Genomic DNA, 22,831 nt, shown 5'->3' on the forward strand with positions numbered 1-22,831 from the left:
GTCGCTAGGGTCTTTGCAGGAAAATTCTATGGTGGGCTTCCATGGCATCTTATTGCAATGCGGCGCGGAGCAGGCGATCGACAGGCGCGTGGACCAGTACATTCCTTGCGAAAGCACTGGGATCTGCCAGTATTGCGATCCTTGCGGTTGCAGCGATTCTGATTTCCCAGCTTGATGCCTGGGCCGCGGCGGACGATGACTACAAGGTTTCGGTCGGCGATGTGGTGTCGTTTGACTTCATCGACGACGCGCTTCCCGCCGAACAACTCACGGTCGCCAGCGATGGCGCGATCAACATTCCGCTGATCGGCAGCTTTGAAGTCGGCGGCCTGACGGTGCCCGACGCCTTGAGTCGTATCCGTAAGGCATTCATCGAGCGTGAACTCTTCAATGACCCGCATATAGCTCTTGCGGTGGTGAGCTTCCGCCCGATCTTCGTCCTTGGGGATGTAAAGGCGCCGGGCTCGTTTCCTTACCAGCCGGCACTGAATGTGGAGCAGGCGGTGGCGCTTGCGGGCGGCCAGTCGACCGGGGGAGCCACGGCGGAGGATCGCGTCGTAACACGCGCCCGATTGCGCGGAGCTCTTGATGAAAGCGTGGTGGAGATCGCCAAGGAGGCGGTCGCCGCTGCGCGCATCAAGGCCCAATTGGCAAACAGCGACAAGATCTCGGAACTGGATCTGCCTGCCAAGATCAAAGGCCTCATGAACGCCAACTTGCTCGCGACGCTGCTTCCTACCGAGCAGCGCATCCTTGAAGCAGATCAACATGCGCTGACGACACGTCGCAAGCAGCTCTCGGCGGGGATCGAAGAAGTGAATGTTGCCCTCGCCAATGTTCAACAGCTTTCGGACATACAAAAGACAGTGATCGCTTCGGCACAGGCGGATCTCGATCGCATCAGGGGCCTCAACAAGAAAGGTCTCGTCACAATCACAGACCTCTCGAACGCCGAGCGCGAAGCGACCACGCAGCAATCCCATCTGCTTGAAATCTACAATCAGGCATCGACGGTGCGCCGCGAATTGAGCCAGTTGCAGCGCGACCTGGATGACGCCACCCAGACCTGGACACACACGGCGCTGACGGATCTCCAGGCCCACAACTCTGAAATCGAACGCCTGATCGCGGTTCGAGAATCGACCGAGGAACAGATCCTGCTGTTGAGCTCGCTGGCCGCGGAGCAGACACGCAGCAACAACTCCATCACGTTCACCTACCAGATCCGCCGCAAGGTAAATGGCCAGACCGCCACAAAGGTGGCGACCCTCGACGATCCGGTTGCGGCCGGAGATACGATCCTTGTGTCAATAAACCGCCTGGATAGCGCCCAGGACACGACAAGCCGTTCAGCCACTACCTTGGCGACGACCTCTTCCGTCCAGGTCGGACCGTCGCAATGATCGGCCTCAGCACCCCAACAGCACGTTCCGGCGGCTGGACTGCGCGCGTTCCGCTTGGCCGGGCCATACCAAGCCGTATCGCCGCGGTGATCCTTTTGGTTCTCAGCCTGCCGCTATGGCTCGTGGCTGCTGCCATTGTCTGGGCCAGTGTCGGCCGTCCATTGTTTTTCCGCCAGTCTCGCAGCGGGCTGGAAGGTCGCCCGTTCGTGATCTGCAAGTTTCGTACGATGCACGAAGGGCGAGACGGGAATGGCATGCTGCTCCCCGACGCTTTGCGTGAGACGCCGGCCACGCGATTGATGCGCTCCGTCCGCGTCGATGAGCTGCCGCAGCTTCTCTCGATCGCCAGGGGGGACATGGCCTTCATGGGGCCCCGTCCGTTGCTCCCGGCCACCATCGCCGAATTCGGCGAGCTGGGGCGTATTCGCGGCACGGTCCGCCCCGGCCTGTCCGGATGGGCACAGGTGAACGGCAATACCCGCCTCACCAACAGCGAAAAGCTAGCGCTCGACCTCTGGTATGTGCGCAACCGCAGCCTGTGGCTCGATCTGCACATACTGGTTCTGACTGTCCAAGTGGCACTGTTGGGCGAACGTGTCGACCGCCGCCATGTCGACCATGCTTTGAAGGCTATGCCCGCCGGGACGGTCCGGCCATGAACCCAGCACTCGGTCGACTTCTGGTGATCGCACCGCATCCTGATGATGAGGTCCTGGGGTGTGGCGGCACGATAGCCCGGATGGCTGCCCAAGGCGCAGAAGTTCATGTCGCAGTGGTTACGCGAGGCAGCCCGCCCGCCTTCACAGAGGAGATGACGGAACGGGTTCGCAGCGAGGCCAAGGCGGCGCATGCCTGTTTGGGCGTGCAACAGACGCATTGGCTTGATCTGCCGGCAGCGCAGATCGCCGAGACGCCGCACGCGACGCTCAACAGGGCGCTGCTGACCCTGTTGCGGGATGTCGTGCCGGATACGTTGCTCATCCCTTTCGTCGGTGACGTGCACATGGACCACCAGCTGATCTTCCTGTCATCGCTGGTAGCGGCTCGCCCGACCCAATCTCAATATCCGCGGACGATCATGGCTTACGAGACCGTCTCCGAAACGAACTGGAATGCCCCCTATGTGACGCCGAGCTTCGTGCCGAACGTCTTCATAGACATCGCATCGACGCTGGACCGCAAACTCGAAGCTGCGTCGATGTTCGCCTCACAGATCAGAGATTTCCCGCATGAGCGTTCGATCGAAACCTTGCGGGCGCTTGCGATCGTCAGGGGCACCGCCGCCCATCTGAGGGCGGCCGAGGCCTTTGTCCTTCTGCGAAACGTCATTTGAATTCTAGCTGGAGTATTCTGCGATGAAACGCTGGCCAATCTACGACGAAGAACAAATAACCGATGTGGTAGAGGTTTTGCGATCCGGCCAGGTGAACGCCTGGACCGGCGACCATGTGAAGACCTTCGAACGCGCCTATGCGCGCAGCCTCGGCCGACGTCACGCGGTGGCGCTGGCCAACGGCTCGCTCGCGCTGGATCTTGCGATGAAGATTCTCCACATCGGCGCCGGCGACGAGGTGATCGTCACGCCCCGCAGTTTCGTCGCCTCCGCCGCCTGCGTCATGTTTGCCGGCGCCACGCCCGTTTTCGCGGATGTCGACCCGAGTTCGGGCAACCTTTCCGCCGAGACGATTGCGCCGAAGATAACGGCTCGAACAAAGGCAGTGATCGTCGTGCATATTGCCGGCTGGCCGTGCGACATGGCGCCGATCATGGAACTCGCAAAGCGCAGCGGCATAAAAGTCATCGAAGATTGCGCCCAGGCGCATGGAGCCGAATACAACGGACGACCGATTGGCTCCTTCGGCGACATAGCGGCGTTCTCGTTCTGCCAGGACAAGATCATCACGACGGGCGGCGAAGGTGGGCTTGTCGCAATGGACGACAAGAAATTGTGGCTCGCTGCCTGGAGCCTCAAGGACCACGGCAAGAACTACGATCTGGTCTTTGCCCCCCATAGGGCGACAGGGTTTCGCTGGCTGCATGACAGCATCGGCACCAACTGGCGCATGACATCAATCCAGGCAGTGCTTGGCTTGCGGCAGCTCGAACGCCTACCCGACTGGACTCGCCAACGCGAGCGAAATGCCAGCATCTGGATGAGGACGCTTGCTGAATTGCCGATGCTGCACGCACCCCAGCTCGGTTCGGAGCATAAGCATGCCTGGTACCGATGCTATTTCTATATCAAGCCCGAGATGCTGTCCCCCGGATGGTCGCGCGACGAGTTGATTGCGGCTATCAATGCGGCCGGCGTCCCATGCTTCTCGGGAAGCTGCTCTGAGATCTATCTTGAACATGCCTTCGCGGACGCCGGGGTAGCGCCGCCCGAACGTCTGCCGATCGCACGGCAGCTCGGTGAAACGAGTATGGCCTTTCTGGTCGACCCGTCCTGGACGACCGAGGAGACCATGGCTGCCGCGTCGACAGCGCGGTCAATCCTTGTTACGGCTTCGCGCCAGCTCGAGGCAGCATGACAAAGGAACGCGCGATCAGGAAGGATGAAACCGTTCTAGCGTCTTCTCTGGCAGAGCTGCAGATAGTGACGTCGTCAGCAGCGCGGAACCTCACCCTTGCCCCTACAGAGCGTGGTTTGCTCGGATTCGAACTGCCAGCCGCGGTTCGATTTTATCGGCAGATGATGCTCATCCGGCTCGTGGAGGAGCGCTTGCTCGATCTTTTTTCCCAAGGTCTCCTGTTCGGCACGACGCACACGTCCATTGGACAGGAAGCCAATGCGGTTGGCGTGATAAACGCTCTTGACCGGGACCGCGACATTGTCTGGAGCAACCACCGCTGCCATGGTCATTTCATTGCCTATTCGGGCGAAGTCGAAGGCCTGATAGCCGAGATCATGGGGCGTGTAACCGGCATTTGCGGCGGACGCGGCGGCAGCCAGCACCTGTGCTTCCGCAACTTCCACTCCAATGGCATCCAAGGAGGCATCGCACCCGTCGCAGTTGGTAGTGCGCTGGCGCGAAAGGACGAGGGCGCCGTCGCAGTGGTGTTCCTCGGCGACGGCACGATGGGCGAGGGAGCCGTATACGAGAGCCTGAACCTTGCGTCTGTTTTCGCCGCCCCGGTGGTCTTTGTGATCGAGGACAACGAGATCGCGCAGACGACGCCCAAGCATCTGACCGTCTCCGGTTCGATCGTCGCCAGGGCCGAGCCGTTCGGCGTCCGCACATTCGCCTATGACGGCAACGATCCGATCGCGATATATGAGCTCGCCCAAGAAGCCGTAGGCTATGTACGCGCCGAATCCCGCCCCTGCTGGCTCTACTTGCGAACCGAGCGGATCGGCCCACACAGCAAGGGAGATGATACGAGGCCGGCGGAGCGTCTTGAGCAAGCTCGAGCCAGAGATCCCATACCCCCGATGCGCCGGCGCGTTGCGAACGCCGACGAGATTGACGCCTACTGCCTGAATGTCGTGGACCGCGCGGTCGAATCCGCCGCCGCGGCCGCCTTGGCGCGAGGGTGATCCATGCGTGTCGTCGAATCGATCAATCGCGCGCTACACGATCTCATGGGAGCCGATCTCCGTCTGGTGATTTTGGGTGAGGATGTTCTTGACCCCTACGGTGGCGCCTTCAAGGTCACCAAGGGTCTTTCGTCAGCCTATAAGGACCGTGTCTGGACCACGCCGATCAGCGAAGGCGGCATTGTTGGCATGGCGGCAGGCATGGCCATCAAAGGCCGGCCAGTGATCGTCGAACTCATGTTCGGAGACTTCATAGCCCTTGCTGCCGACCAGATCATCAATCACGTCGCCAAGTTCCGTTGGATGTACAACGACCAGGTTGAGGTCCCCGTCATCATCCGCGCTCCCATGGGCGGACGGCGCGGCTATGGGCCGACGCACTCGCAAAGCCTGGAAAAGCATTTTTGCGGCGTGCCCGGGCTGACGGTGCTTGCCACTCACGAGTATGCCGATCCTGGTACGCTTCTGCATCGGGCCTTCGCGTCGCGATCCCCTCACCTGATCATCGAAAACAAGGTGATGTATTCCAGGCCCGTGCTCGGACCCGACGCGCTTCCACGCCCGGCGGATGCAGATGTCGTGATCCTGACATATGGAGGTTGCGTCGAGCACGCTGTCGCGGCCGCAAAGAAACTCGCGCAAGAGGAGGAAATCGCGACCACCGTGGTGGCCGTCGAACAGCTGTCGCCCTTCCCTGGCGATGAGGTCCGAAGCCAGGTCGGCAACTGCACGCGTGTGGTCGCGGTGGAGGAAGGCTCTCCCGGCTGGGGCTTCGCGTCGGAGTGTGCGCGCGCGCTGATCGGCCGGGTCAGGCACTTCAGCGCATTGACCGGGCCCGATCACCCCATTCCCTCAAGCCGCGACTGGGAGGACGATCTGCTGCCGGGTGTGAACGCCATCCAGGCGGCCTGCATCGAGCTGTTCCAGAAAGGCTAAGCGTACATGACCGTGCTTGTCGAAGCCCCGCGGGTTAACGCCAACGAGGACAATCTCCAGCTCATCGAGATTCGGGTCGCACAAGGTGAAAGGGTCGAACAAGGCACCATTCTTTTCGTGCTTGAGACCACCAAGGCCGCAGTCGAGGTAGATGCTCCGGAGGCAGGAACTGTCGGCCTGCTGGACATCAAGGTCGGTGACTTCGTTCCTGTCGGCGCAACGCTTTGCAAAATCATCGACGAAAATTCGAATGTCGTTGTCGGGGAGACCAGCGCGGCCGATGTCGGGGCCAGCGAAGTCGCGATAACGGCTAAAGCCCGCAAGGCCGCATCCGAGCTCGGGGTCAACCTTGCGGACGTCATTCCGTCCAATGGCCGCATTGGCGAAGCCGAGGTGCGCGCTGCTGCCGGTCGCCGATCCGCCGCCAAGAGAGCCGAACCGGGCGAGCCGAGTTCCGTCGCTTTCTCCAGGCGGGCCGTCATCATCGGCGGCGGCGGCCACGCCGCCTGTTTGATCGATGCTCTCGATGGTGCCGGATACGATATCCTGGGCTGCACCGATCAAGCGTTGCCCGCCGGCCACCACGTCTGCGGCGGTATTTCGGTGATCGGCACGGAAGACTGCCTGGAGCGTTTGCTTGCGGAGGGCACGCGCCATGCCTTCATCGGCATCGGAGGCGCCCAGTCAAGCCAGGTGAGGCGGGCAATGTATGAACGCGCCACCGCAATGGGCTTCGTTCTGCCGCCTGTGATCCATCCTTCCGCGATCGTCTCCAATGCGACCAGGATTGGACATGGCTGCCATATTCTGGCCGGCGCGAGCATCGGTCCGCGCTGTACGATCGGTAACAACGTCATCGTCAATCAGGGGACTATAGTCTGCCACGACAGCGTCGTTCAGGACAATGCGCACCTGACACCAGGCGCTATCATAGCCGGCGGAGTGGGCATCGGAGCCTTGACCGTCGTGGGAATGGGCGCAACGGTGCTCCTGGGCGTCCAGATCGGCGCCGACTGCCTGATCCACAACGGCGCGCACATCAGCGCCAATGTCGCAGACAACACCATCGTCGACGCGCAGGGCCGCCGCCATCTCCGCTAATGCATGTCGCCCAAGGCGATCTCCGGCTCGAGAAAGCGACATAGCGGGGCGGTTCGACGGGGCGGCTCTCGTGGCTGCGGCCGAGGGTTCGCCAATTCCGATCGGTGTCAGTCAAGCCGTACTTCGGTTGCGGTCCAGCGATCGCCCGCAATCAGCATCGGGCCTGGGTTAAATCAGTCCCGCAATGCGGCTGTTAGTCATCCGGTGGAGTTTTTCTGCGGCAGCCCACTACTTTTGGGCGGGGGTGTCCTTCGAATTCCCGAGCATTGCGAGACCTGGGATGGTGTACGGTGAAATGGTCTGCGGGATCCAACTTGAAGGCTCAGATGACCGTTGCACATCTCCATCCTCAGAACTCATCGGGTCCGCAGCATTTTCCCGTCGAAGCGTCAGCGAAGCCGGCTGGCGACAATTCGTTCAATGTAGCCGCGCATGGGTTGCGCGGCATTGCTTCTCTTATGGTCTTCTTCGCTCACCTCCTGGGCGGCACGGCGGAGCACGTCTACGCCTCCAATTCGGCCTATGTCGACCGCATTACGCCCTTCTGGAATTTCGGCACCTTCGGAGTCTGCCTTTTCTTCGTAATCAGTGGCTTCGTCATCCTGCCCAGTGCGATACGCTATAGTCCCGCTCAGTTTGCTGCCCGACGGTTCCTGCGCCTCTACCCTCTGTTTTTCGCGCTAAGCCTGCTTTTCATCTTGCTGAACGCAACCACCAACTTTTATCCCGAAACCAACAATCTCACAGCGGTTCTGGCAGGACTGACATTCCTGAACCTTGCAACCCATACCGAGCAATTGACGCCGAACGCGTGGAGCCTGACCTTCGAGGTCTGGTTCTATGTGTTTACGGCAGCGTTCGTTTTCCTGACGGTTCGTCGCCCAACCAGACTCGGCACAATTGCGCTCGGTCTTCTCGCGGCGCTCTTTATCGCCCGGTACCCGATCGCCTTGTATTTTCTTGCCGGCGGGCTGATCCGCCTTGCCTACGATCGATTTGAATGGGTAAACCGGGGCCGCCATCGGCTTGCCGAGAGCGGGGCGCTGGCAGCTTGCGTCTTTCTCGCCAGCCGCGGCCATTACGACTATCACTGGTCCGATTTCCAAAATGCCGAGCTTCCCTTGCTCATGGTCGCGACGGGGCTCTACTTCTGCCTTGCAGTGTCGCGGAACAGCTTGACGGCACTACTCCTTGGCAATCGGCTGCTTCGATACTTCGGAACGGTGAGCTACAGCCTGTATCTGGTGCATCCCTACACGTATCTTCTGACACGCTCGCTGTTTTCCCGCGCCCATCTTTTTTCCGGCAATGTTGTCCTATCGATGAGCGCCTTCATTTTGGCGGCGGCGGCGATCACCTGGGTGCTGACGCATTTCGCGAACCGAACGCTTGAGCTGTGGCCCTATGAGTTTGTCTATCATCAGAAGATCTATCGCTCGGCCTCGCAGCCAAGCGCGATGCGGCTTTGGCTGGCGTCAAATGCCAAACGTGCGGCATGGCTAAGGGGGTAGGATCGCCGTTGCGCGGCGGCCTGCGGCTTTTGAGGCGGATAGATAGCAGACTGGTCGTAACCACTGTTGTTAGGCTGCAAGCAGGGATGAGGACGAAATGCATCCATTTGTCATCGACGCCAAGCCTCAACCTATTTCAATTGATCCCGCTGACGCTGCCGTACTCGTCGTGGACATGCAGAATGACTTCGGCTCCAACGGTGGAATGTTCGACAGAGCCGGAATCGATATCTCCGGGATTCAACGGGCTGTAGGCCCTACTGCCAGCGTAATAGCTGCCGCTCGCGAATTGAGCATGCCCATCGTCTACCTGAAGATGGGATATCATCGCGACCTCTCGGACCTTGGAACGTCGGACGCCCCCAACCGTATTCGACATCTCCAGATCTTCGGGGTGGGCGCGAACATGACAGCCCCGGATGGCAGCGAGAGCCGGATTCTGATCCGCGACACCTGGGGAACAGAGGTCGTCAACGGCCTCAAGCCACAGGCAGGGGATGTCGTCCTCTATAAAACGCGATTCAGCGGTTTCTACGAAACCGAACTCGATTCTGTTCTGAAATCCGCAGGCGTCAAACACCTCATCGTGACAGGATGCACGACCAGCGTGTGTGTGGAATCGACAATTCGGGATGCCTTCTTCAGGGACTATCGCTGCATACTGCTGACGGATTGCACCAGCGAGCCCATCGCTTGGGACGCCCCAAGGAGCAATCATGATGCCTCGATCACGCTCGTTCAGATACTCTTTGGATGGACATCGACGTCCGACCAATTCCTGAAGTCGGTCGCAGAGCGAGTTCACGGTCGTCTTGAACTAGCCGAATGAGCAGGCGAAGCTGCCTATCAGTCGCCTTGGAGCACCGCGGCTGCCGCTCAGGGCCAGCGTAGATCAAGCCCAAACACAACCGACGTCCCGACCACTCTCGAAAGGTGCCCCGACGCATCGCCTACGATTTAGTCGTCCGACTTTGCCACAAGATCGGCGATACGGGATACATCAGGCACGTAAAGCTCTTTGGCGTGGCGCAGCACGAGTCCGATGTTTTGCAGGTAGCTCAACTCGCGTGCCACCGCCTCGCGGTGGGTGCCAATGCGGTGGGCCAGATCCGTATGGGTCGGGATAGGAGAAATCCTCGCCGAACCGTCGGCTCCGATGTCTTCAGCGCATAAGCGCAGCAACTCCTTATGCACCCGGGACCGAACGTTGAGCGTCGAAAGCTCAACGATGTGCTCGACAAGCACCTGCTGACGTTCCACCAACAATTGTACAACCGCATGCAGGGCTTCAGGATCCTGCTTGACTATGTCCAGAAAGGCACGACTGCCGATCGAAGCGATAGTGCATGGTCCCGCCGCTTCGACCGAATATGGCATCTGGATGTCGCCGCTCAAGGCAATTCCGTTAACAAGCGAGCCACGATGCGCAGGGGGGAGCGACACAATCTTGCCATTGCGGGTATAAACGAGCGCTCGAAGCTCGCCCTCGAGCAGAAAAAAAAGCCGGTCGACACTTTCGCCGGCCGGGACCAGGACGTCCCCTTCATTGAGATGCAACCAACGACAGCGGCGGTCTATCTCGATCAGCGTGGACGACTTAACATTGCTGAAATGCTCGATATTTTTCAAATCCGGCCCGTGCATATGGTTGGCATCAGCTACGGAGGTGATCTCCCCGTCAGTCTGCGGGCCTGGATATCGAACGGGCGGTTGTTTCATCCTGGGTAGCGCCCCCTTGCAAAGGTTCGCAGCCGCTTCCGTTGCGGCTGCTCCCCAAACTCAAGCAAATCACATCTACTAAAACGGTCCGTCAAGAACCATTACTCGTTGAGTGAGGCGGCACCCATATTTCAATTCCGTATGGCAATCCCTTCATACGGCGTTGTGTTGAGTATGTAGGCGACTTCGGTACGGTTTCTCGCACGAAGTTTTTTCATGACATTCCGAATGTGTACCTTGACCGTACTTTCACACATGTTGAGCTCGTACGCGATGACCTTGTTCGCCTTTCCTCGACGCAATGCCTCGATGACAGACATCTGACGCGAGGTAAAAGTGTTGTCTCCGTGCGGCTGCTGCTTGGTCGCGGACTGACCGTCGGTGACGGCGCGTCCTGAATGAAAGAGAACACTGGGCGGGACGAAAGTTCCGCCCGCCGCGACAAGCTGGATGGCCTTGGCGGCCACCTGCAACCTGACGCTGGTAGGAATATAGCCACGCGCGCCGTTTTCGACCACTTTGAGAATGTCCTCAAAGTTCTCGATATCCGATAGGATGACCACCCCTACCTCGGGCCTGGTCGCTTTCAGATGGCCTATCTGGGAAAGATGATAGTCCGCCTGGGAGTTCGACCACATCACACACATCAGGACCGTCGAAACTCTCTGCGTTTCTTCGGGATCCGCCATGTCGAACGCTTCGACCGACGCGTAATGCTGGATATGAAATGATGGCTCGATGATTTCGAGGCTTCTGCTGAAGCAGTCACACATCAAAGGCCGGCCATCGATGATTGCAATCTCGATTCCCTCTCCCGAGGACGGTGAGAGACGATTGACGTCGAGAATAGATGGATATTGATCAAGATCAGTTTTGTCCGTCCGATCATTCGCAGGCAAAAAACTTGTCATGACTCACCCCCGCGCAAATCTCGCCCCAACGGAGATTTCGCTTTTAAACCCATACCTTAACACTTTAGTAATAGCTTGTGGACCGGAGGTGGTGGTGTGACAAAACGCACAGCGCGGCCAAAATTTCGGTTTCCTCAAGCAATCAAAGTGAAAAAGTCGTGATTGCAGTATTATAGTTGGCTTCGAAGTCCATGCGCTTACCAATAGGGGGTAGCTACGGAAGTAACGGTCATCCAGAATCGTTACGACAAAGAGCTGAACAGGGGTGGCTATGTGAGCCGTTGGTCAGACCTTCGCTCAAAACGCGCACACTTTCTCGGCAAAGCGTAAAATTACATTCAGGAGCCGGCATATTCCATATGGCGGACCTGCGGCATGAGACGTCGCAGCCTGCTCCCTTTCCTCGTCGATTGACCGCTTTGGCGAAGGTGGAGGCGAGCTTATTCGAGGCTTTGCCGCAAGTGCTGGCCCAGTCTGATAGCGAGCGCGACAATGGTGAGGGTGGGCATGTCGTTGCCTCCGGTCGGGAAGACCGAGCTGCCGGCGACGAACAGATTTGCGAGGCCGTGCACCTGGCACGAACTATCGACCACGCCGGTTCGCGGGTCGTCGCTCATCCTCGTCGTGCCCATGTGGTGTCGAACCCAGTGATATGGAATGTCTCGCTCCCCCGCCGGGTCTTTGTCCTGGCCTGGATGAATGGCGCTTCTATGCCCCAGCCGCTTCATCTCTTCAGTGATGATCGCCTGGACACGCTCAAGCGTCCGTCGGACGAGAGGCCCCACGTTCCATTGCAGCTTCACACGGGGCAGACTGAACTCGTCGAGCCTTGTATCGAGCGTGACGCGGCTTGCCGGATCCGGTTCTTGTTCCAGTATCGTGTCAAAATGAAAATGCCTTGCACGCCGACGTGAGTGCCAGATCCGTTCGAAACCTGCCGATATTGCTCCCGCCGGATGCATCAGGATAGTTCGGCCGCATTTGATAAGGTCGCGATGCAGCCGGCCTCTCCGCAGCCAGAAGGTAAGATACTGCAAAGCTTCGGAACCATCCATATGATTGACGCAAGGCCCAGGCTTGATCCATGTGCGGGAATCGAGGAGGCGCTCGCTTGCACGTATTTCGGGCCGCAGCGCCAGTCCGAATGCATCATTGGTGCCGCGGTTTTCAGGCGACAATCCGGTCGTGCGGGTCCAAGGCACGTGGAGGTCTATCATGTTGTCGGGCTGGCTGACTTGCAAGCTTCCCCATTTTACCCGGGGATGCTCCATGAAATAGCGGCCAACCAGGTCATACTGGTTTCCTATGCCATTCGGCGCCTGTTGGTTTGAAACAAGGAGCAGGCGCGCGTTTTCGATACCGCCGCAGGCCAGCACGAAAAATCGCGCAGCAATCTGGAATCGTTTGTTCGGCGTTCTCGCTACCTCGATGGAGCGAACCCGTCTTCCGCAGTCGTCGGTGTCGAGCCGCAGCGCCGTGGCGTGCAGCACGACCTGGACGTTTTTTGCGTCCTGAAGCTTCTTGCGAAGCGTTGCTCCGAGATCCGGAGTGGGACTGAGAAAGCAGCGTTCCGAAAAGAGCGGCCCGTTTTCAGGCATGACCGCGGAAGTCGGCCAATCGGTCAGCAGGTCGTCGATTCCGAGCAGGCGGGCTGCGGTCTCATAATGGGGTAGTAATGATTTATGGGCGACGGGCCAACCACTCAGGGGTATCCAGGGCCGATGCTCGAAATCGCCATGATCCAACATCTTGCACCATCCGCCCCAACCAGCCTTGCCTGTGCTCCCGCCGAACTGACGAAGGCGGCAAAGATCAAGAGCTTCGTAAGGTTGACCCACGGACAGCCCGCGCGACAGCCGTTGGCGCCAGTGCTCGTACGTCATGCCACCGCTTTCGATGACGCATATGCGATGCCGCGTGCCTTCTAGTTGTGATGCTATCGCCAGGCCGGCGGCACCCGCTCCCACGATGCACACATCCGCCTCCAGGCGCATGCCTTGCGGAAACGCGTTGCAATCTTCAATCATGGCGTCGATCGGGCATGGTGTCGATCGGGACCAGCAATTGCACGCCTGTGAGAGCGTGGCCATTTGCGCCTTGCCCCCAGCCCCATTTGACTGTTGGTCCCGCTGGCATCGGGCGGGCACGTCAAATTTGTGATCCGAAGAAAACAAATGTCACGATACGAGCAACGGCGCGAGGACTGCCGGAGCCTCGCCCTGTGCTCCATTCGGTTAGCCTCTGGAAGTTCGGCCACTGGCATTCCGTTGTCCAAGCCTGATCCTCTTGGCTGCCTCCGAGCGCAACGCAGTTAAATTTGGCGCCACAATCGGATAATCCGGCGGCAAGCCCCATTTCTGGCGATATTGCGCTGGCGTCATGCCGATGGATGTCAGATACCGCTTCAAGGATTTCATGCGGCGCCCGTCCTCCAGGTTGACGATGAAGTCAGGGGTCACCGACTTGCGGATCGGCACGGCTGGAACAGGTTTCGGTTCGGGCTGGTGATCGCCCACGGCAAGCTTTTGCAAGGCACGGCCGACATTCTGGATCAGGTCAACCAGATCGGAAGGCGACGTCCGGTTTTTCCTGACATAGGCCGAAACAATATCAGCGGTTAGCTCAATGTGGTCGGCGGGGTCAGAGTCCATGAGTCCGCTCATTGCCTGAAGAAGGCTATCTTCCGTGGCCGAGGCGCGGAGCACGTTCTGCATCGCTCATTGAAGGATTGCCCACCGTCACAGGAGAATGCTCCTGATGCCCCGCTCCTTGCATGGCCCAATGCCATCCCCAGGTGCCGTTTGTGTCAATTGTCCCTTGGCGGCAGCCGATCCATCCAAAAGTGGTACCGCTTGGCAATCCCGATCCCGTGATGGCAGCGGCGAAACCGGCAACACCGGCGGCACAGCTAAGCCGGCAAGACCGCACTGATCCGATGCCGGCGCGCACATGTCGCGTACCGGTATCGACCGTCAAATCGATATCCAGCGCCGCCTCGCTGCGACGGCTCGACTTGTTCGCGACGGCTCGACTTGTTCAAGGCTGTCGTGTCTGGAGCTTCATGGCGCGCTTAAAGTCACGATTGTCCACGCGGACAGCGCAAGACATCTCCAAGCCCGTAAGCCTTGAACAATGCTTGCGCCTTGCACTGCGCATGTGCGCTTGGACCTGAGCGGCGCGGCTTGACGAACCGCTCTTTCTACCACTCCGAGCCGGTATAGCCCGCAGCTTCCTTCCACAATGCGAGTGCGATGCTTGGCGAGCGGCCTTTCACTTCAATGTCTTTGCCGCGGTACTTTCCAGCCGCAATCCACACTGTCTTTGAACGCTGATAGATGTTGATGTCGAGGGCGCTGGCTAGAGCTTCCCAGTCCCTGCGTCTCGAAAAATCCATCCGACCCCCATCTCTCCATAATGTGGAGCAGTAACGAACATGGCGGATGAGAGTTCCCAGATCGTGAGGACTTCACCATTGGTTTGCGCAAATGGGTCGCACAGCGGTGAAAACTGCCTCCGCTGGCTACGCTAGCGGAGTATTGAATTGGGCGATATCCCCAGGCTGGAGCTATTTGGCCGCCTTTGCCGTCCTCTCCGCACCCACCAGACTTGCCAGCGGTTTTTCACCAGATCCGCAGGTGCCATCCGATCGGGCCGGCCTCGGACGACCCGGTCTTTGTCCGGAATCGGCAAAACGACGAGATGAAGAAGCCACTGAAGCACTCAGTGAGACTGTCAAAAGAATGTGTTCGATCATGATAAGCCTCCAAAAGAGGGCATTGCTTGTCCCGTGGAGATGGATAGTTTTTTCGAGAAAAATCGCGGATATCTCGATTAATTCTTTGAACCCTTTAAATGAGATAGGACTCTGTGTGCACGTACCTACTATACAAAGAGAACCCTTACACACTGATCTTCGCCTTGGCCCCGAACTGCAGACTGGCGAGCAATGGATCGGCATGCGGGCAAGGGAAACGTGACGGCTGAAGCATGCAAAGCTTACTTGATACAAATTGTTGTGAACGCCCGTCCTCGTAAAAAGGGTCTACATTCTTGGATGCGCGCGCATAAGTGAGGTCTTTGGCATGGGGCCGTTATCGCGAAGGACGTTTGCACAGGGAACGGTTCTGGGCCTGTTACACTGGCTTGGCTTTACCAACCCTGGCAATGCGGCCACTCAATCTTCAGCTGGCGTAACGCTTATCGCCGGCGGCAGACCTGCGGCAACGCTCGTTATTTCGGATCAGCCGAGTGGCTCTGTTCACTACGCCGCCACGGAACTCGGCTGGCACATAGAAAAAGCGACCGGCATCCAACCTACCATCACAACTGAAAACCATGTCTCGCCGGCTGGCTTGCGTAACGCCGCCCATATTTTTCTGGGCGACACCCGGTTCGCCCGGGCAGCCGGAATCACATTCGGCGCATTGGCGCGTGAAACCTGTATCATCCGAACCGTCGGCAACCATCTGTGCATCGCCGGCCTCGATCATCCCGGCAGTGCACTCGACCAAAACACGTCCGCGGGCACCCTCTTCGGCGTGTACGAGCTCCTTGATCGCTATTTCGGTGTCCGATGGCTATGGCCAGGTGAACTGGGAACGTTTGTCCCAAAGGCACAGTCCTTGGTGATCCCCGCGCTTGATTACGTCGTTACGCCCCGGTTCATGCAGCGTCGCGTGCGCGCTGGGGCTGGCTTCACGAGCGAAGAACATCCCGAAATGGGTTTCACCGCAGCAGCGGCGAAAGAATATATGAAAGCCCAGGCCACGTTCCTGCGTCGCCACCGAATGGGCCGCAGAGTACCCACGAACTACGGTCACGCTTTCGTCGACTGGTGGCAGCGGTATGGCACCGAGCATCCCGAATGGTTTCAATTGGTCAGAGGCAAACGGGGCCCGGTGAGGCTGGGCGCTCGCTTCTCGATGTGCATTTCCAATCCGGGCTTGCGAGAAGAGATCGTCTCGCAATGGCGTGAGCATCGGAGCGCCTCTGCGGGACAGCCAACTTTCGTCAATGCGGTCGAGAACGACATCCCGGGGCAGTGCGAGTGCGAAATATGCAAAGCGCTGGATGGCCCAGAGCCGCCTGACTATCGAAAGTTCATTCCGTCGAAGTCGAAGATCGCCAGCAAGCCTTTCGTATCGGACCGCTATGCGCGTTCATGGCAAGCCATTCAGCGGATAGCCGCGAAAGACGACCCTAACGCGGTCGTGGTGGGATACGCCTATATGAATTACTTCGCGGCACCGACATCGGGAATCAAGTTGAACCCGAATATCCTGATCGGGTTTTGCCCATCGGCCTGGTACTATCCACGCAGCGGCGAAGAGCAGGACTGGATAAAAGACCAGTGGCGCGGATGGGCGGCAACGACTGCCCAGGTGTTCATGCGCACCAACTATTTCCTGGATGGCTACTGCATGCCGCACATATTCGCCGGCCAGTTCGCCGACGAGTTTCAGAACGCGGCGCGAAACGGGATGGTCGGAACCGATTTTGACTCGCTGACAGGCCATTGGGCGACGCAAGGTCCAAATCTCTATTTGTTGATGCGCCTGCAGACACATCCTGAGACTGCCGTGGAGTCATTGTTGTCGGAATATTATTCAGCCTTCGGACCTGCGGCCGACGACGTCAAAAGCTATTTTGATTATTGGCAGGCGTATACTTCGAACGCTCGCGCCCAGCTGCGGGAGGGGTTCGAGGCTCTTGGAGCATCTCGTTGGCGAAGCTGGGCGAAGGCGGCGCACGCTGTCTATCCAGAGGAGAGTTTCGCGCCGGCGGAAGCCTTGCTTGACAGGGCGGCAGCCTCCGCAATCCAAGATCCGGAAGCCTCGATGCGGGTGAAGTTTCTTGAGCTGGGATTGCAGCATGCGAAGCTGTGCTCGCGAGCGGCCAGCAAGCTCACGCTCGGCGATCCGCAATCCGCCTATGAGCGCGGAAAGCCGGAACTGGAAGCGTTGCTGCAATTTCGGCGATCATATGAGCATATGTGGATATCCAACATGAATCACTGCGCGTGGGTGGAGAGCCAGAGTTGGATCCTGCCGGGCTTTGCGATTCAATCTCCGGACCTTGATCCGGAATGATCCATCTATTTTGAAAGAAGATTTGCGGGAAGCTAGCTGGCCAAGCCGCGCGATATCGCGCCCTGGCCAGCTAGGGAGAGGTGGTCGGCGTTGTGCCAGGCACTGCCGACTGTGCTCGATGCAGTTGCGGGAGCGCTTCTGTCCATGAACGGGGGGACTGCGTCAAGACAGGCGACAGACACGACAATCACCTCGCAATTTTTCCTCAATCGCCGGAGAGGACACGTCGTGCTGCGCGGAAGTCGGTGCCTGGCTCTGGTTTCCCGATGTGAGGCCGAGACTTGCCGGACTGCATTTTTCCTGTCGGCTTTGAGCTGTGTTACGTTGCCCTTGAACCGGTGGATCGGACCGAGGGGACTAGGGTCCGAAACCCGATTTTCATCCTGTTTGGCTGACACCTCCCATTGTTTTGGGAGCTGTGAACCACCTGGGCATTTCGCGATTCGAAGGCGAACCTTCAACCGCGCCCTAGAGTATTGTTAGGCCCAGGTACTTCCCACCTCCCTTTATAGAACACGGGAAGTCTGTAACCTATGACTGCAAATTGTAAGCTGACAGTTTGGGGCTACTCCGTTCGGATACCGTGTGTTGCCGACGGCAAGGGCCGCGGCACCGATGGCAGCGGCAATGGCCATGCTCAACCGGCGCGTTCATCGGATCCCCGGTACCCAAGGTCAACGTCACAAGAGTCCGCAAAGTGTAGCCAGGAACATGGAACAACCGCTCTCAGCAGCAGTTGTCCGGTTCAGGAGGCAATATGAGCGCGACGATCGAGTTCTTTCGAACCTGGCTGCAGGAGAATGTCGGAAACCTGGCGACCGACACGCAAGTCAGCGTCGCGGTGTTGGCCCAGCAATTCGAGCAGGATGCGGACGCCGCAGGATACGGGCGCGAGGTTCGCGAAGAAGATATCGGCAACATAGAGGACGCCATCCAGCAGGCCCTCGACAAGGCGAACGCAGCCAACGGCCGGCAACCAGTTCCGGAGGAAGATGGCTCGCTTACGCCGATTATCGAAGGTCTTGAGGCTGCGGAGCCTGAACACTCAGCGTCTGCCGCCGGTGACGGCCGTAAGGAAGGAAGCTGACGAGCGCGTACAGCCGAATACCGGATCGTTAGTCCGGCGTATCGGGCTGGGTCGATCAGCGAGGGAAGTCGCGCGCAGGATGATCTTCTTCACGAGCGATACTCATTTCAACGATCCACGCATCCTGCGAATTGATCGGCGGCCGTTCGGCTCGCTGGCAACGCATGACGCGGCGCTGATGAGCCTCTGGAACGAGACCGTCGGCTCGGACGACGAGATCTGGCATCTGGGTGATTTTGCCCGCCCGAAGGCCGGCATCGAAAACATCCTGTCGCAGCTCAATGGGCGCAAGCACCTGATCATCGGCAACAATGACGGAAGCGATGCAACGCTCGCATCTGGCTGGGCCAGCATCCAGCACTATGCGGAACTGGTGGTGGACGGTACCCTCCTCGTCCTGTGCCATTATCCGTTTCGGACCTGGAATCAGATGGGCAAGGGATCGGTGAATTTGCACGGCCATTCGCATGGCAAGCTGAAGCCGCTTACTCGCCAGCGTGATGTCGGCGTTGACGTGTGGAATTTCCGGCCGGTTTCCCTGCCGATCCTGCTCAGCAAGCACAACCGTCGATCAGGCTGAGCGTGGCCCGTCGCCACTGACCGCAGTCGTCCTTTATACAGTTCTGGATGTGCTTCGCTCAGCATCAAAGCCGGACAAGAATGAAGATCGATCACGATTTTCCGTTACAGGAACAACAAGGACGGCGCTCCGTTGGGAAAGTGATCGCAACAAGCGATTTAACCAATGGAGGCACTTATGATGAAAACGATCTTGGTCGCATCCGCCCTGTCCTTAGCGCTCGCCACATCCGCCCTGGCCCAAACGAGCGGCTCGGGCAATGCCGGCGGTACCGCAGGCGGCGGCATGAACAACAGCGGCACGAGCGTCAACGGCTCCGGCAGCACCACGGGGACCGTCACAACTGATCCGAATGCGACGAACTCGACCACGACAACACCAAACGGCATGAATGACCGTTGCAAGGACACTGCGGGCAATGACGTCGACACCAATACCGCCAGCGGCACTGCCACCTCGCCGTCCCAAAATTGCAACAAATAGTTCCGCCAGCAGAATTCAGCTCAGGCCCGGCGATGACCGGGCCTGAGACATCGTGTCGAATCGCAAGGCTGGGGCTATCGAAAGACGGAGTGCATGACCGCTATAGCGTCTTGGAGCACAAAGTCTTGAGCCTCTCAGTCGCACCCGATCGGCAGCGGTTTCGTTTTGCCGGTCAATCTGGCTCCCAGCGTCAGGCTGTTCGGGAAGCCGCTCACGAACGTGTTCATCGCGGCAGCGGACATGGGATGGGAGGCAAGGCGTGCCAACAAGGCAGCCACGCGAATGCGGGTGGCAAATTGGCTGTTCCAGACCTTCGAATAGCGGCGGCCAACAGCAATCCTCGCCGCCCGGTCCCAACGGCCGAACCTGGCCAGTTCGTTGGCTAGCAACCAGCCTGACTGCAGGGCCATCGATATGCCTTCAGCGATGATGGGATGGGACTCACCGGCGAGGTTGCCCACCCGAAATATGTCGTCGGCAAAACGTGGACGAATGCCAGGCCGTATGGGACCTGTGGCGAGCCATTCGCCATCGAGCGTGGCATTCGCGATCGTGGAGGCGACACGGGGACACGAAGCAAGGATATGGGCATGAACAGCTTGGGCTGCCGACGAGACGTTGCCTTTTTCGCGTAGCCTGATCAAGACGTCGCGGCGCATGCAGCACGACAGCGACATCCTGTTCCGGTCGGCCCAGACCATGCCGCCATAGCCGCCCGGAAATGCCAGCAGGGGCATGAGGTCGCGGTCGAGCTCAGCGCCGGTGAAATGAGCCTTGAATCCGAAAAGATCGTGCGGCGCGTTGGTTTTCGGCAGGTTCGTCGGAAGCCTTCCTTGTTCCCACGAGCCATGCGCGGCAATAACGACCGGCGCAACGAGAACTCCCTGATCGTGCTTGCTTTCGATCCGAACCATAGCGTTGTCACCATCGGTGGTGATCTCCGCCGCCCGCCAAGGCTGGAACACGTCGGCTCCGGCATCGCGAGCCGCATCCAAAAGCATGCCATCCAGAACGTCGCGCCCGAGCGCGCGTCCAAATGCATCTCCCGCGGCCCGCGGCATGCCCGCATCCGTGCCGGGACCCGATGCAAAAAGTGCAACCCGCTTGACCTCCGGACCGGCTTTGGCGCGAACCGCGGCGCCTCCTCCCAATCTATCCAATAGATCCAGATTGACCGCAGACATGAATTCCCCGCAAACTTTGCGGCGCGGGAATTCACTTCGCTCGACGATGGCAACGGCGCGCCCCTGGCCGCTCAAAGCCAAGGCCACCGAAGAACCACTTGGCCCGGCGCCTATGACGATGGCGTCGTACATCATGGCAAACCTTCCGAAGCGCGGTCGACGGCAAGGAAGGCATGGGTAAACGGTCCAATTCTGCGTTCTGCACACTGGCGCCTGAAATCCGGGGGCCATAGGCTGGAAAGCTCATCACCCGCAAAACCGGCGCGGACGCTTGCCGGCGCATCGTGCAAAGTCACCTCGTTCGCGCCAATGACATGCAGAAGCGAGCAGGCTCTTAAGGCAATGGCGTTTCGGCTCGGCTCGGTGGCGAGAAACACTGGCGCCAGAGGGCGAATCGCCAAAAACAGGCGTTTCAGGGCTGCGTCCGGAAAATGGTGCAGAAACAAGTTGGCCGATACCACATCGAAGGCGCCGGCTCGGGGGTTTTGGATCCATTCGAAGACATCATCGATGATGGTTTCGACCCGCCAACCAAGTGCGTAGAAATCAGCGAACCGCCTGTCTGAAATGAGGTTGAACTGGTCAAGCATGACCAGGTCGACATCTGTCCAGCGCCGGGCGAGGCGCTTTGCGACGGAAAGCATGAATGCTCCATCGCCGGAACCAATTTCCAAAAATCTGGTCGGGCTTTTGCGCACGCTTGCCTTCAACAGGCTGGCCATGATCGCGCTCTGAAACATCAGTGCGTTTATCCAGGCGAGATCACGCCGCGAACCGACGGCCCTTGGATCGTCGGGAGGCAAATTGTCGAGCAGTTCCCGCTCGATCCGACGATGGTCGAGATCATTGGCCATTCAGGTATCGCCGGCTGTGTGGAACATCATCGTCTCGGTCGTCAGGCCAGGTCCGAATGCCATGGCACAACCCACACGGTCTTCCTTTGTGGCCTCGCGCAGCATTCGCTCGAGTACGAACATGACGGTAGCAGAGGACATGTTTCCGTTTTCACGAAGGACCTCGCGGGAGGTCGACAACGCATCGGAACGGAGATTCAGCGCGCGCTCCACTGCGTCGAGAACGGAGCGGCCGCCCGGGTGGACGGCCCAAAGGTCGACGTCTGAAACGCTCCTGTTTCCCAGAATGCTGCCTATGTCTGTGCCGAGTGCATGGTGGATTGCGGCGGGAACCTCTCCCGACAACACCATGTCGAAACCGTCGTCGTGTATGTTCCAGGTCATGAGGTCGCGGCTGCCGCCATCGACGAGCGCGTGAAAACTATCCAGTCCTATGCCAAAAGGACTGGCGCTTACCGACGCAGCCGAGCAGCCATCGCCCCACAGGCAGAACGAGAGCAGCTTTTCAAGGTCGGAGGTCTCCTTGAGGTGAAGCGTACAGAGTTCGATGCTGACCACCAGAACCCGGGCCTCGGGTTCCGACCGGATGATGTGTCGTGCCTGCTTGAGTGCGTTGATCGCTGCATAGCAACCCATGAAGCCGAGGATTGTGCGCTCGATGGAGGTCGGCAGGTTGCACCGGGCAATTATTTCCAGATCCAGGCCGGGGGCGGAAAACCCCGTGCAGGTGGTGACGATCAAATGTGTGATACGGGTCCTGTCCTGACCATGAAGGAGCTTCTCCACGGCCTGTTCAGCCAGAGCGGGCGCTGTGGCCGCGAACATCTCCATGCGCTTTGCCGTGCCTGGAAACGCGCCGCGTTTGAAAACACCCTCCAAATCGACACTTGGGCCTTCAGGATCATCGGCGGGCGCAAAGCACGAATAACGATGCTCTATTCCGCATCTGTCCGCCATGCGATCAAAGATCGCCCGGCGACGGGGATCTGCCGTCAGCTGGGAACCGGCAAATTGAAGAAAGAAGCGGTGAACGCCATTCTCCGGAACGGCTGCCGCAATCCGGTTGATGAAAGCTTGAGCGGGCATCTTTTCCTCGGCCTACAGCTTTAGGCTGGTGTACCGCGGGCGGTGACTACGAACCCGACCGGGTCGGGACCAGCCCCTGAGAGGTGGTAAACACTCTCATAAACGTTCGGGACAGATGAAAGCTTCCCTCGTCCTCGACGATTTCCAAGGTGCCGGCCAATGGCGGCACCAAGCGCAATTGGAGGCATCCTCGCTGTCGGCGGCGCAGGCGGGCGAGCGTCGAATGTGGCACCGTACCGCAACGGATGCCGCATTCGCATCAGGATGGATGGCATCGCGGCCGCCATATAGCCAGACGAGTCATCCATTCCTTGACCGGCCAAGGCCTGGCCAGTCGACCGCGATCTCG

21 protein-coding genes are annotated in these 22,831 nt (G+C 59.1%); 13 read left to right on the forward strand and 8 right to left on the reverse strand.

From position 1 onward, the window contains the following. The first annotated feature begins 41 nt into the window (after positions 1–41). From FJ959_RS26810 to FJ959_RS26850, 9 genes are all read left to right on the forward strand, one after another. A complete protein-coding gene (locus FJ959_RS26810) occupies positions 42–1,403 on the forward strand; it encodes a polysaccharide biosynthesis/export family protein (protein WP_140498443.1) in 1,362 nt (453 codons plus the stop codon). Continuing rightward, entirely contained in the window at positions 1,400–2,062 is a 663-nt protein-coding gene (locus FJ959_RS26815) for a sugar transferase (RefSeq protein WP_140633025.1), read from the forward strand. Before FJ959_RS26810 ends, FJ959_RS26815 begins: the two co-directional genes overlap by 4 nt. Beyond that, positions 2,059–2,736, forward strand: a complete 678-nt coding sequence (locus FJ959_RS26820) for a PIG-L deacetylase family protein (protein WP_140498445.1) — start codon at positions 2,059–2,061, stop codon at positions 2,734–2,736. Before FJ959_RS26815 ends, FJ959_RS26820 begins: the two co-directional genes overlap by 4 nt. A 22-nt stretch (positions 2,737–2,758) precedes the next feature. After that, positions 2,759–3,934 carry a DegT/DnrJ/EryC1/StrS aminotransferase family protein gene (locus FJ959_RS26825; RefSeq protein WP_140513507.1) on the forward strand — a complete coding sequence of 392 codons (1,176 nt, stop codon included), beginning with the start codon at positions 2,759–2,761 and terminating at the stop codon, positions 3,932–3,934. After that, on the forward strand, positions 3,931–4,941 hold the full coding sequence (locus FJ959_RS26830; protein ID WP_140633028.1) for a thiamine pyrophosphate-dependent dehydrogenase E1 component subunit alpha: 1,011 nt from the start codon (positions 3,931–3,933) through the stop codon (positions 4,939–4,941). Before FJ959_RS26825 ends, FJ959_RS26830 begins: the two co-directional genes overlap by 4 nt. A 3-nt stretch (positions 4,942–4,944) precedes the next feature. Further along, positions 4,945–5,877: a transketolase C-terminal domain-containing protein gene (locus FJ959_RS26835; protein ID WP_140498448.1), complete on the forward strand. Its 933-nt coding sequence runs from the start codon at positions 4,945–4,947 to the stop codon at positions 5,875–5,877. 6 nt (positions 5,878–5,883) lie between these two features. Continuing rightward, on the forward strand, positions 5,884–6,978 hold the full coding sequence (locus FJ959_RS26840) for a NeuD/PglB/VioB family sugar acetyltransferase (RefSeq protein WP_140633031.1): 1,095 nt from the start codon (positions 5,884–5,886) through the stop codon (positions 6,976–6,978). Positions 6,979–7,304: 326 nt separating this feature from the next. Continuing rightward, entirely contained in the window at positions 7,305–8,489 is a 1,185-nt protein-coding gene (locus FJ959_RS26845) for an acyltransferase (protein WP_140498450.1), read from the forward strand. Between the two features lie 97 nt (positions 8,490–8,586). Next, positions 8,587–9,318, forward strand: a complete 732-nt coding sequence (locus FJ959_RS26850) for a cysteine hydrolase (protein ID WP_140498451.1) — start codon at positions 8,587–8,589, stop codon at positions 9,316–9,318. A 128-nt stretch (positions 9,319–9,446) separates the two neighbouring features. Here the strand turns inward: FJ959_RS26850 and FJ959_RS26855 are convergent, their stop codons facing one another. The 5 genes from FJ959_RS26855 to FJ959_RS26875 form a co-directional block, all read right to left on the reverse strand. Further along, positions 9,447–10,208, reverse strand: coding sequence for a Crp/Fnr family transcriptional regulator (locus FJ959_RS26855; protein WP_140498452.1), 762 nt, complete (start codon positions 10,206–10,208; stop codon positions 9,447–9,449). Positions 10,209–10,339: 131 nt separating this feature from the next. Continuing rightward, a complete protein-coding gene (locus tag FJ959_RS26860; protein WP_140498453.1) occupies positions 10,340–11,119 on the reverse strand; it encodes a response regulator transcription factor in 780 nt (259 codons plus the stop codon). Positions 11,120–11,559: 440 nt separating this feature from the next. Beyond that, positions 11,560–13,146, reverse strand: coding sequence for a GMC family oxidoreductase (locus tag FJ959_RS26865; protein WP_181171992.1), 1,587 nt, complete (start codon positions 13,144–13,146; stop codon positions 11,560–11,562). 207 nt (positions 13,147–13,353) lie between these two features. Next, a complete protein-coding gene (locus FJ959_RS26870; RefSeq protein WP_318012505.1) occupies positions 13,354–13,833 on the reverse strand; it encodes a MucR family transcriptional regulator in 480 nt (159 codons plus the stop codon). 485 nt (positions 13,834–14,318) lie between these two features. Beyond that, positions 14,319–14,513, reverse strand: coding sequence for a hypothetical protein (locus FJ959_RS26875; protein ID WP_140498455.1), 195 nt, complete (start codon positions 14,511–14,513; stop codon positions 14,319–14,321). A gap of 688 nt (positions 14,514–15,201) precedes the next feature. Here FJ959_RS26875 and FJ959_RS26880 point away from each other — a divergent pair. The 4 genes from FJ959_RS26880 to FJ959_RS26895 all read left to right on the forward strand — a co-directional run bounded on the left by FJ959_RS26880 (position 15,202) and on the right by FJ959_RS26895 (position 19,358). Continuing rightward, positions 15,202–17,208: a DUF4838 domain-containing protein gene (locus tag FJ959_RS26880; protein WP_140498456.1), complete on the forward strand. Its 2,007-nt coding sequence runs from the start codon at positions 15,202–15,204 to the stop codon at positions 17,206–17,208. A 757-nt stretch (positions 17,209–17,965) separates the two neighbouring features. Further along, positions 17,966–18,295 (forward strand): DUF768 domain-containing protein, encoded by a 330-nt coding sequence (locus FJ959_RS26885; protein ID WP_140498457.1) that lies wholly within the window; start codon positions 17,966–17,968, stop codon positions 18,293–18,295. Positions 18,296–18,374: 79 nt separating this feature from the next. Beyond that, positions 18,375–18,875, forward strand: a complete 501-nt coding sequence (locus tag FJ959_RS26890; RefSeq protein ID WP_140498549.1) for a metallophosphoesterase family protein — start codon at positions 18,375–18,377, stop codon at positions 18,873–18,875. A 177-nt stretch (positions 18,876–19,052) separates the two neighbouring features. Further along, a complete protein-coding gene (locus FJ959_RS26895; protein WP_140498458.1) occupies positions 19,053–19,358 on the forward strand; it encodes a hypothetical protein in 306 nt (101 codons plus the stop codon). A gap of 134 nt (positions 19,359–19,492) precedes the next feature. On the opposite strand, the gene FJ959_RS26900 is transcribed toward FJ959_RS26895, so the two are convergent. The 3 genes from FJ959_RS26900 to FJ959_RS26910 are packed head-to-tail and all read right to left on the reverse strand — an operon-like array spanning position 19,493 to position 22,482. Beyond that, positions 19,493–20,677, reverse strand: a complete 1,185-nt coding sequence (locus FJ959_RS26900) for an FAD-dependent monooxygenase (RefSeq protein ID WP_140498459.1) — start codon at positions 20,675–20,677, stop codon at positions 19,493–19,495. Beyond that, positions 20,674–21,396 carry a methyltransferase domain-containing protein gene (locus FJ959_RS26905; RefSeq protein ID WP_140558010.1) on the reverse strand — a complete coding sequence of 241 codons (723 nt, stop codon included), beginning with the start codon at positions 21,394–21,396 and terminating at the stop codon, positions 20,674–20,676. The genes FJ959_RS26900 and FJ959_RS26905 overlap by 4 nt, the downstream gene beginning before the upstream one ends. Beyond that, positions 21,397–22,482 carry a type III polyketide synthase gene (locus tag FJ959_RS26910; RefSeq protein WP_140558011.1) on the reverse strand — a complete coding sequence of 362 codons (1,086 nt, stop codon included), beginning with the start codon at positions 22,480–22,482 and terminating at the stop codon, positions 21,397–21,399. Positions 22,483–22,831 lie beyond the last annotated feature (349 nt).

The sequence above is a fragment of the Mesorhizobium sp. B2-2-4 genome (assembly GCF_006442375.1).
Classification (GTDB): Bacteria; Pseudomonadota; Alphaproteobacteria; order Rhizobiales; family Rhizobiaceae; genus Mesorhizobium.

Excerpts from the sequence above, each read along its gene's own strand:
- FJ959_RS26885 (WP_140498457.1), top strand. The coding sequence starts at position 17,966 with ATGAGCGCGACGATCGAGTTCTTTCGAACCTGGCTGCAGGAGAATGTC.
- FJ959_RS26830 (WP_140633028.1), top strand. The coding sequence starts at position 3,931 with ATGACAAAGGAACGCGCGATCAGGAAGGATGAAACCGTTCTAGCGTCT.
- FJ959_RS26810 (WP_140498443.1), top strand. The coding sequence starts at position 42 with ATGGCATCTTATTGCAATGCGGCGCGGAGCAGGCGATCGACAGGCGCG.
- FJ959_RS26850 (WP_140498451.1), top strand. The coding sequence starts at position 8,587 with ATGCATCCATTTGTCATCGACGCCAAGCCTCAACCTATTTCAATTGAT.
- FJ959_RS26905 (WP_140558010.1), bottom strand. The coding sequence starts at position 21,396 with ATGGCCAATGATCTCGACCATCGTCGGATCGAGCGGGAACTGCTCGAC.
- FJ959_RS26910 (WP_140558011.1), bottom strand. The coding sequence starts at position 22,482 with ATGCCCGCTCAAGCTTTCATCAACCGGATTGCGGCAGCCGTTCCGGAG.
- FJ959_RS26825 (WP_140513507.1), top strand. The coding sequence starts at position 2,759 with ATGAAACGCTGGCCAATCTACGACGAAGAACAAATAACCGATGTGGTA.
- FJ959_RS26835 (WP_140498448.1), top strand. The coding sequence starts at position 4,945 with ATGCGTGTCGTCGAATCGATCAATCGCGCGCTACACGATCTCATGGGA.
- FJ959_RS26860 (WP_140498453.1), bottom strand. The coding sequence starts at position 11,119 with ATGACAAGTTTTTTGCCTGCGAATGATCGGACGGACAAAACTGATCTT.
- FJ959_RS26880 (WP_140498456.1), top strand. The coding sequence starts at position 15,202 with ATGGGGCCGTTATCGCGAAGGACGTTTGCACAGGGAACGGTTCTGGGC.
- FJ959_RS26900 (WP_140498459.1), bottom strand. The coding sequence starts at position 20,677 with ATGATGTACGACGCCATCGTCATAGGCGCCGGGCCAAGTGGTTCTTCG.
- FJ959_RS26870 (WP_318012505.1), bottom strand. The coding sequence starts at position 13,833 with ATGCAGAACGTGCTCCGCGCCTCGGCCACGGAAGATAGCCTTCTTCAG.
- FJ959_RS26865 (WP_181171992.1), bottom strand. The coding sequence starts at position 13,146 with ATGATTGAAGATTGCAACGCGTTTCCGCAAGGCATGCGCCTGGAGGCG.
- FJ959_RS26890 (WP_140498549.1), top strand. The coding sequence starts at position 18,375 with ATGATCTTCTTCACGAGCGATACTCATTTCAACGATCCACGCATCCTG.
- FJ959_RS26815 (WP_140633025.1), top strand. The coding sequence starts at position 1,400 with ATGATCGGCCTCAGCACCCCAACAGCACGTTCCGGCGGCTGGACTGCG.
- FJ959_RS26875 (WP_140498455.1), bottom strand. The coding sequence starts at position 14,513 with ATGGATTTTTCGAGACGCAGGGACTGGGAAGCTCTAGCCAGCGCCCTC.
- FJ959_RS26855 (WP_140498452.1), bottom strand. The coding sequence starts at position 10,208 with ATGAAACAACCGCCCGTTCGATATCCAGGCCCGCAGACTGACGGGGAG.
- FJ959_RS26895 (WP_140498458.1), top strand. The coding sequence starts at position 19,053 with ATGATGAAAACGATCTTGGTCGCATCCGCCCTGTCCTTAGCGCTCGCC.
- FJ959_RS26820 (WP_140498445.1), top strand. The coding sequence starts at position 2,059 with ATGAACCCAGCACTCGGTCGACTTCTGGTGATCGCACCGCATCCTGAT.
- FJ959_RS26840 (WP_140633031.1), top strand. The coding sequence starts at position 5,884 with ATGACCGTGCTTGTCGAAGCCCCGCGGGTTAACGCCAACGAGGACAAT.
- FJ959_RS26845 (WP_140498450.1), top strand. The coding sequence starts at position 7,305 with ATGACCGTTGCACATCTCCATCCTCAGAACTCATCGGGTCCGCAGCAT.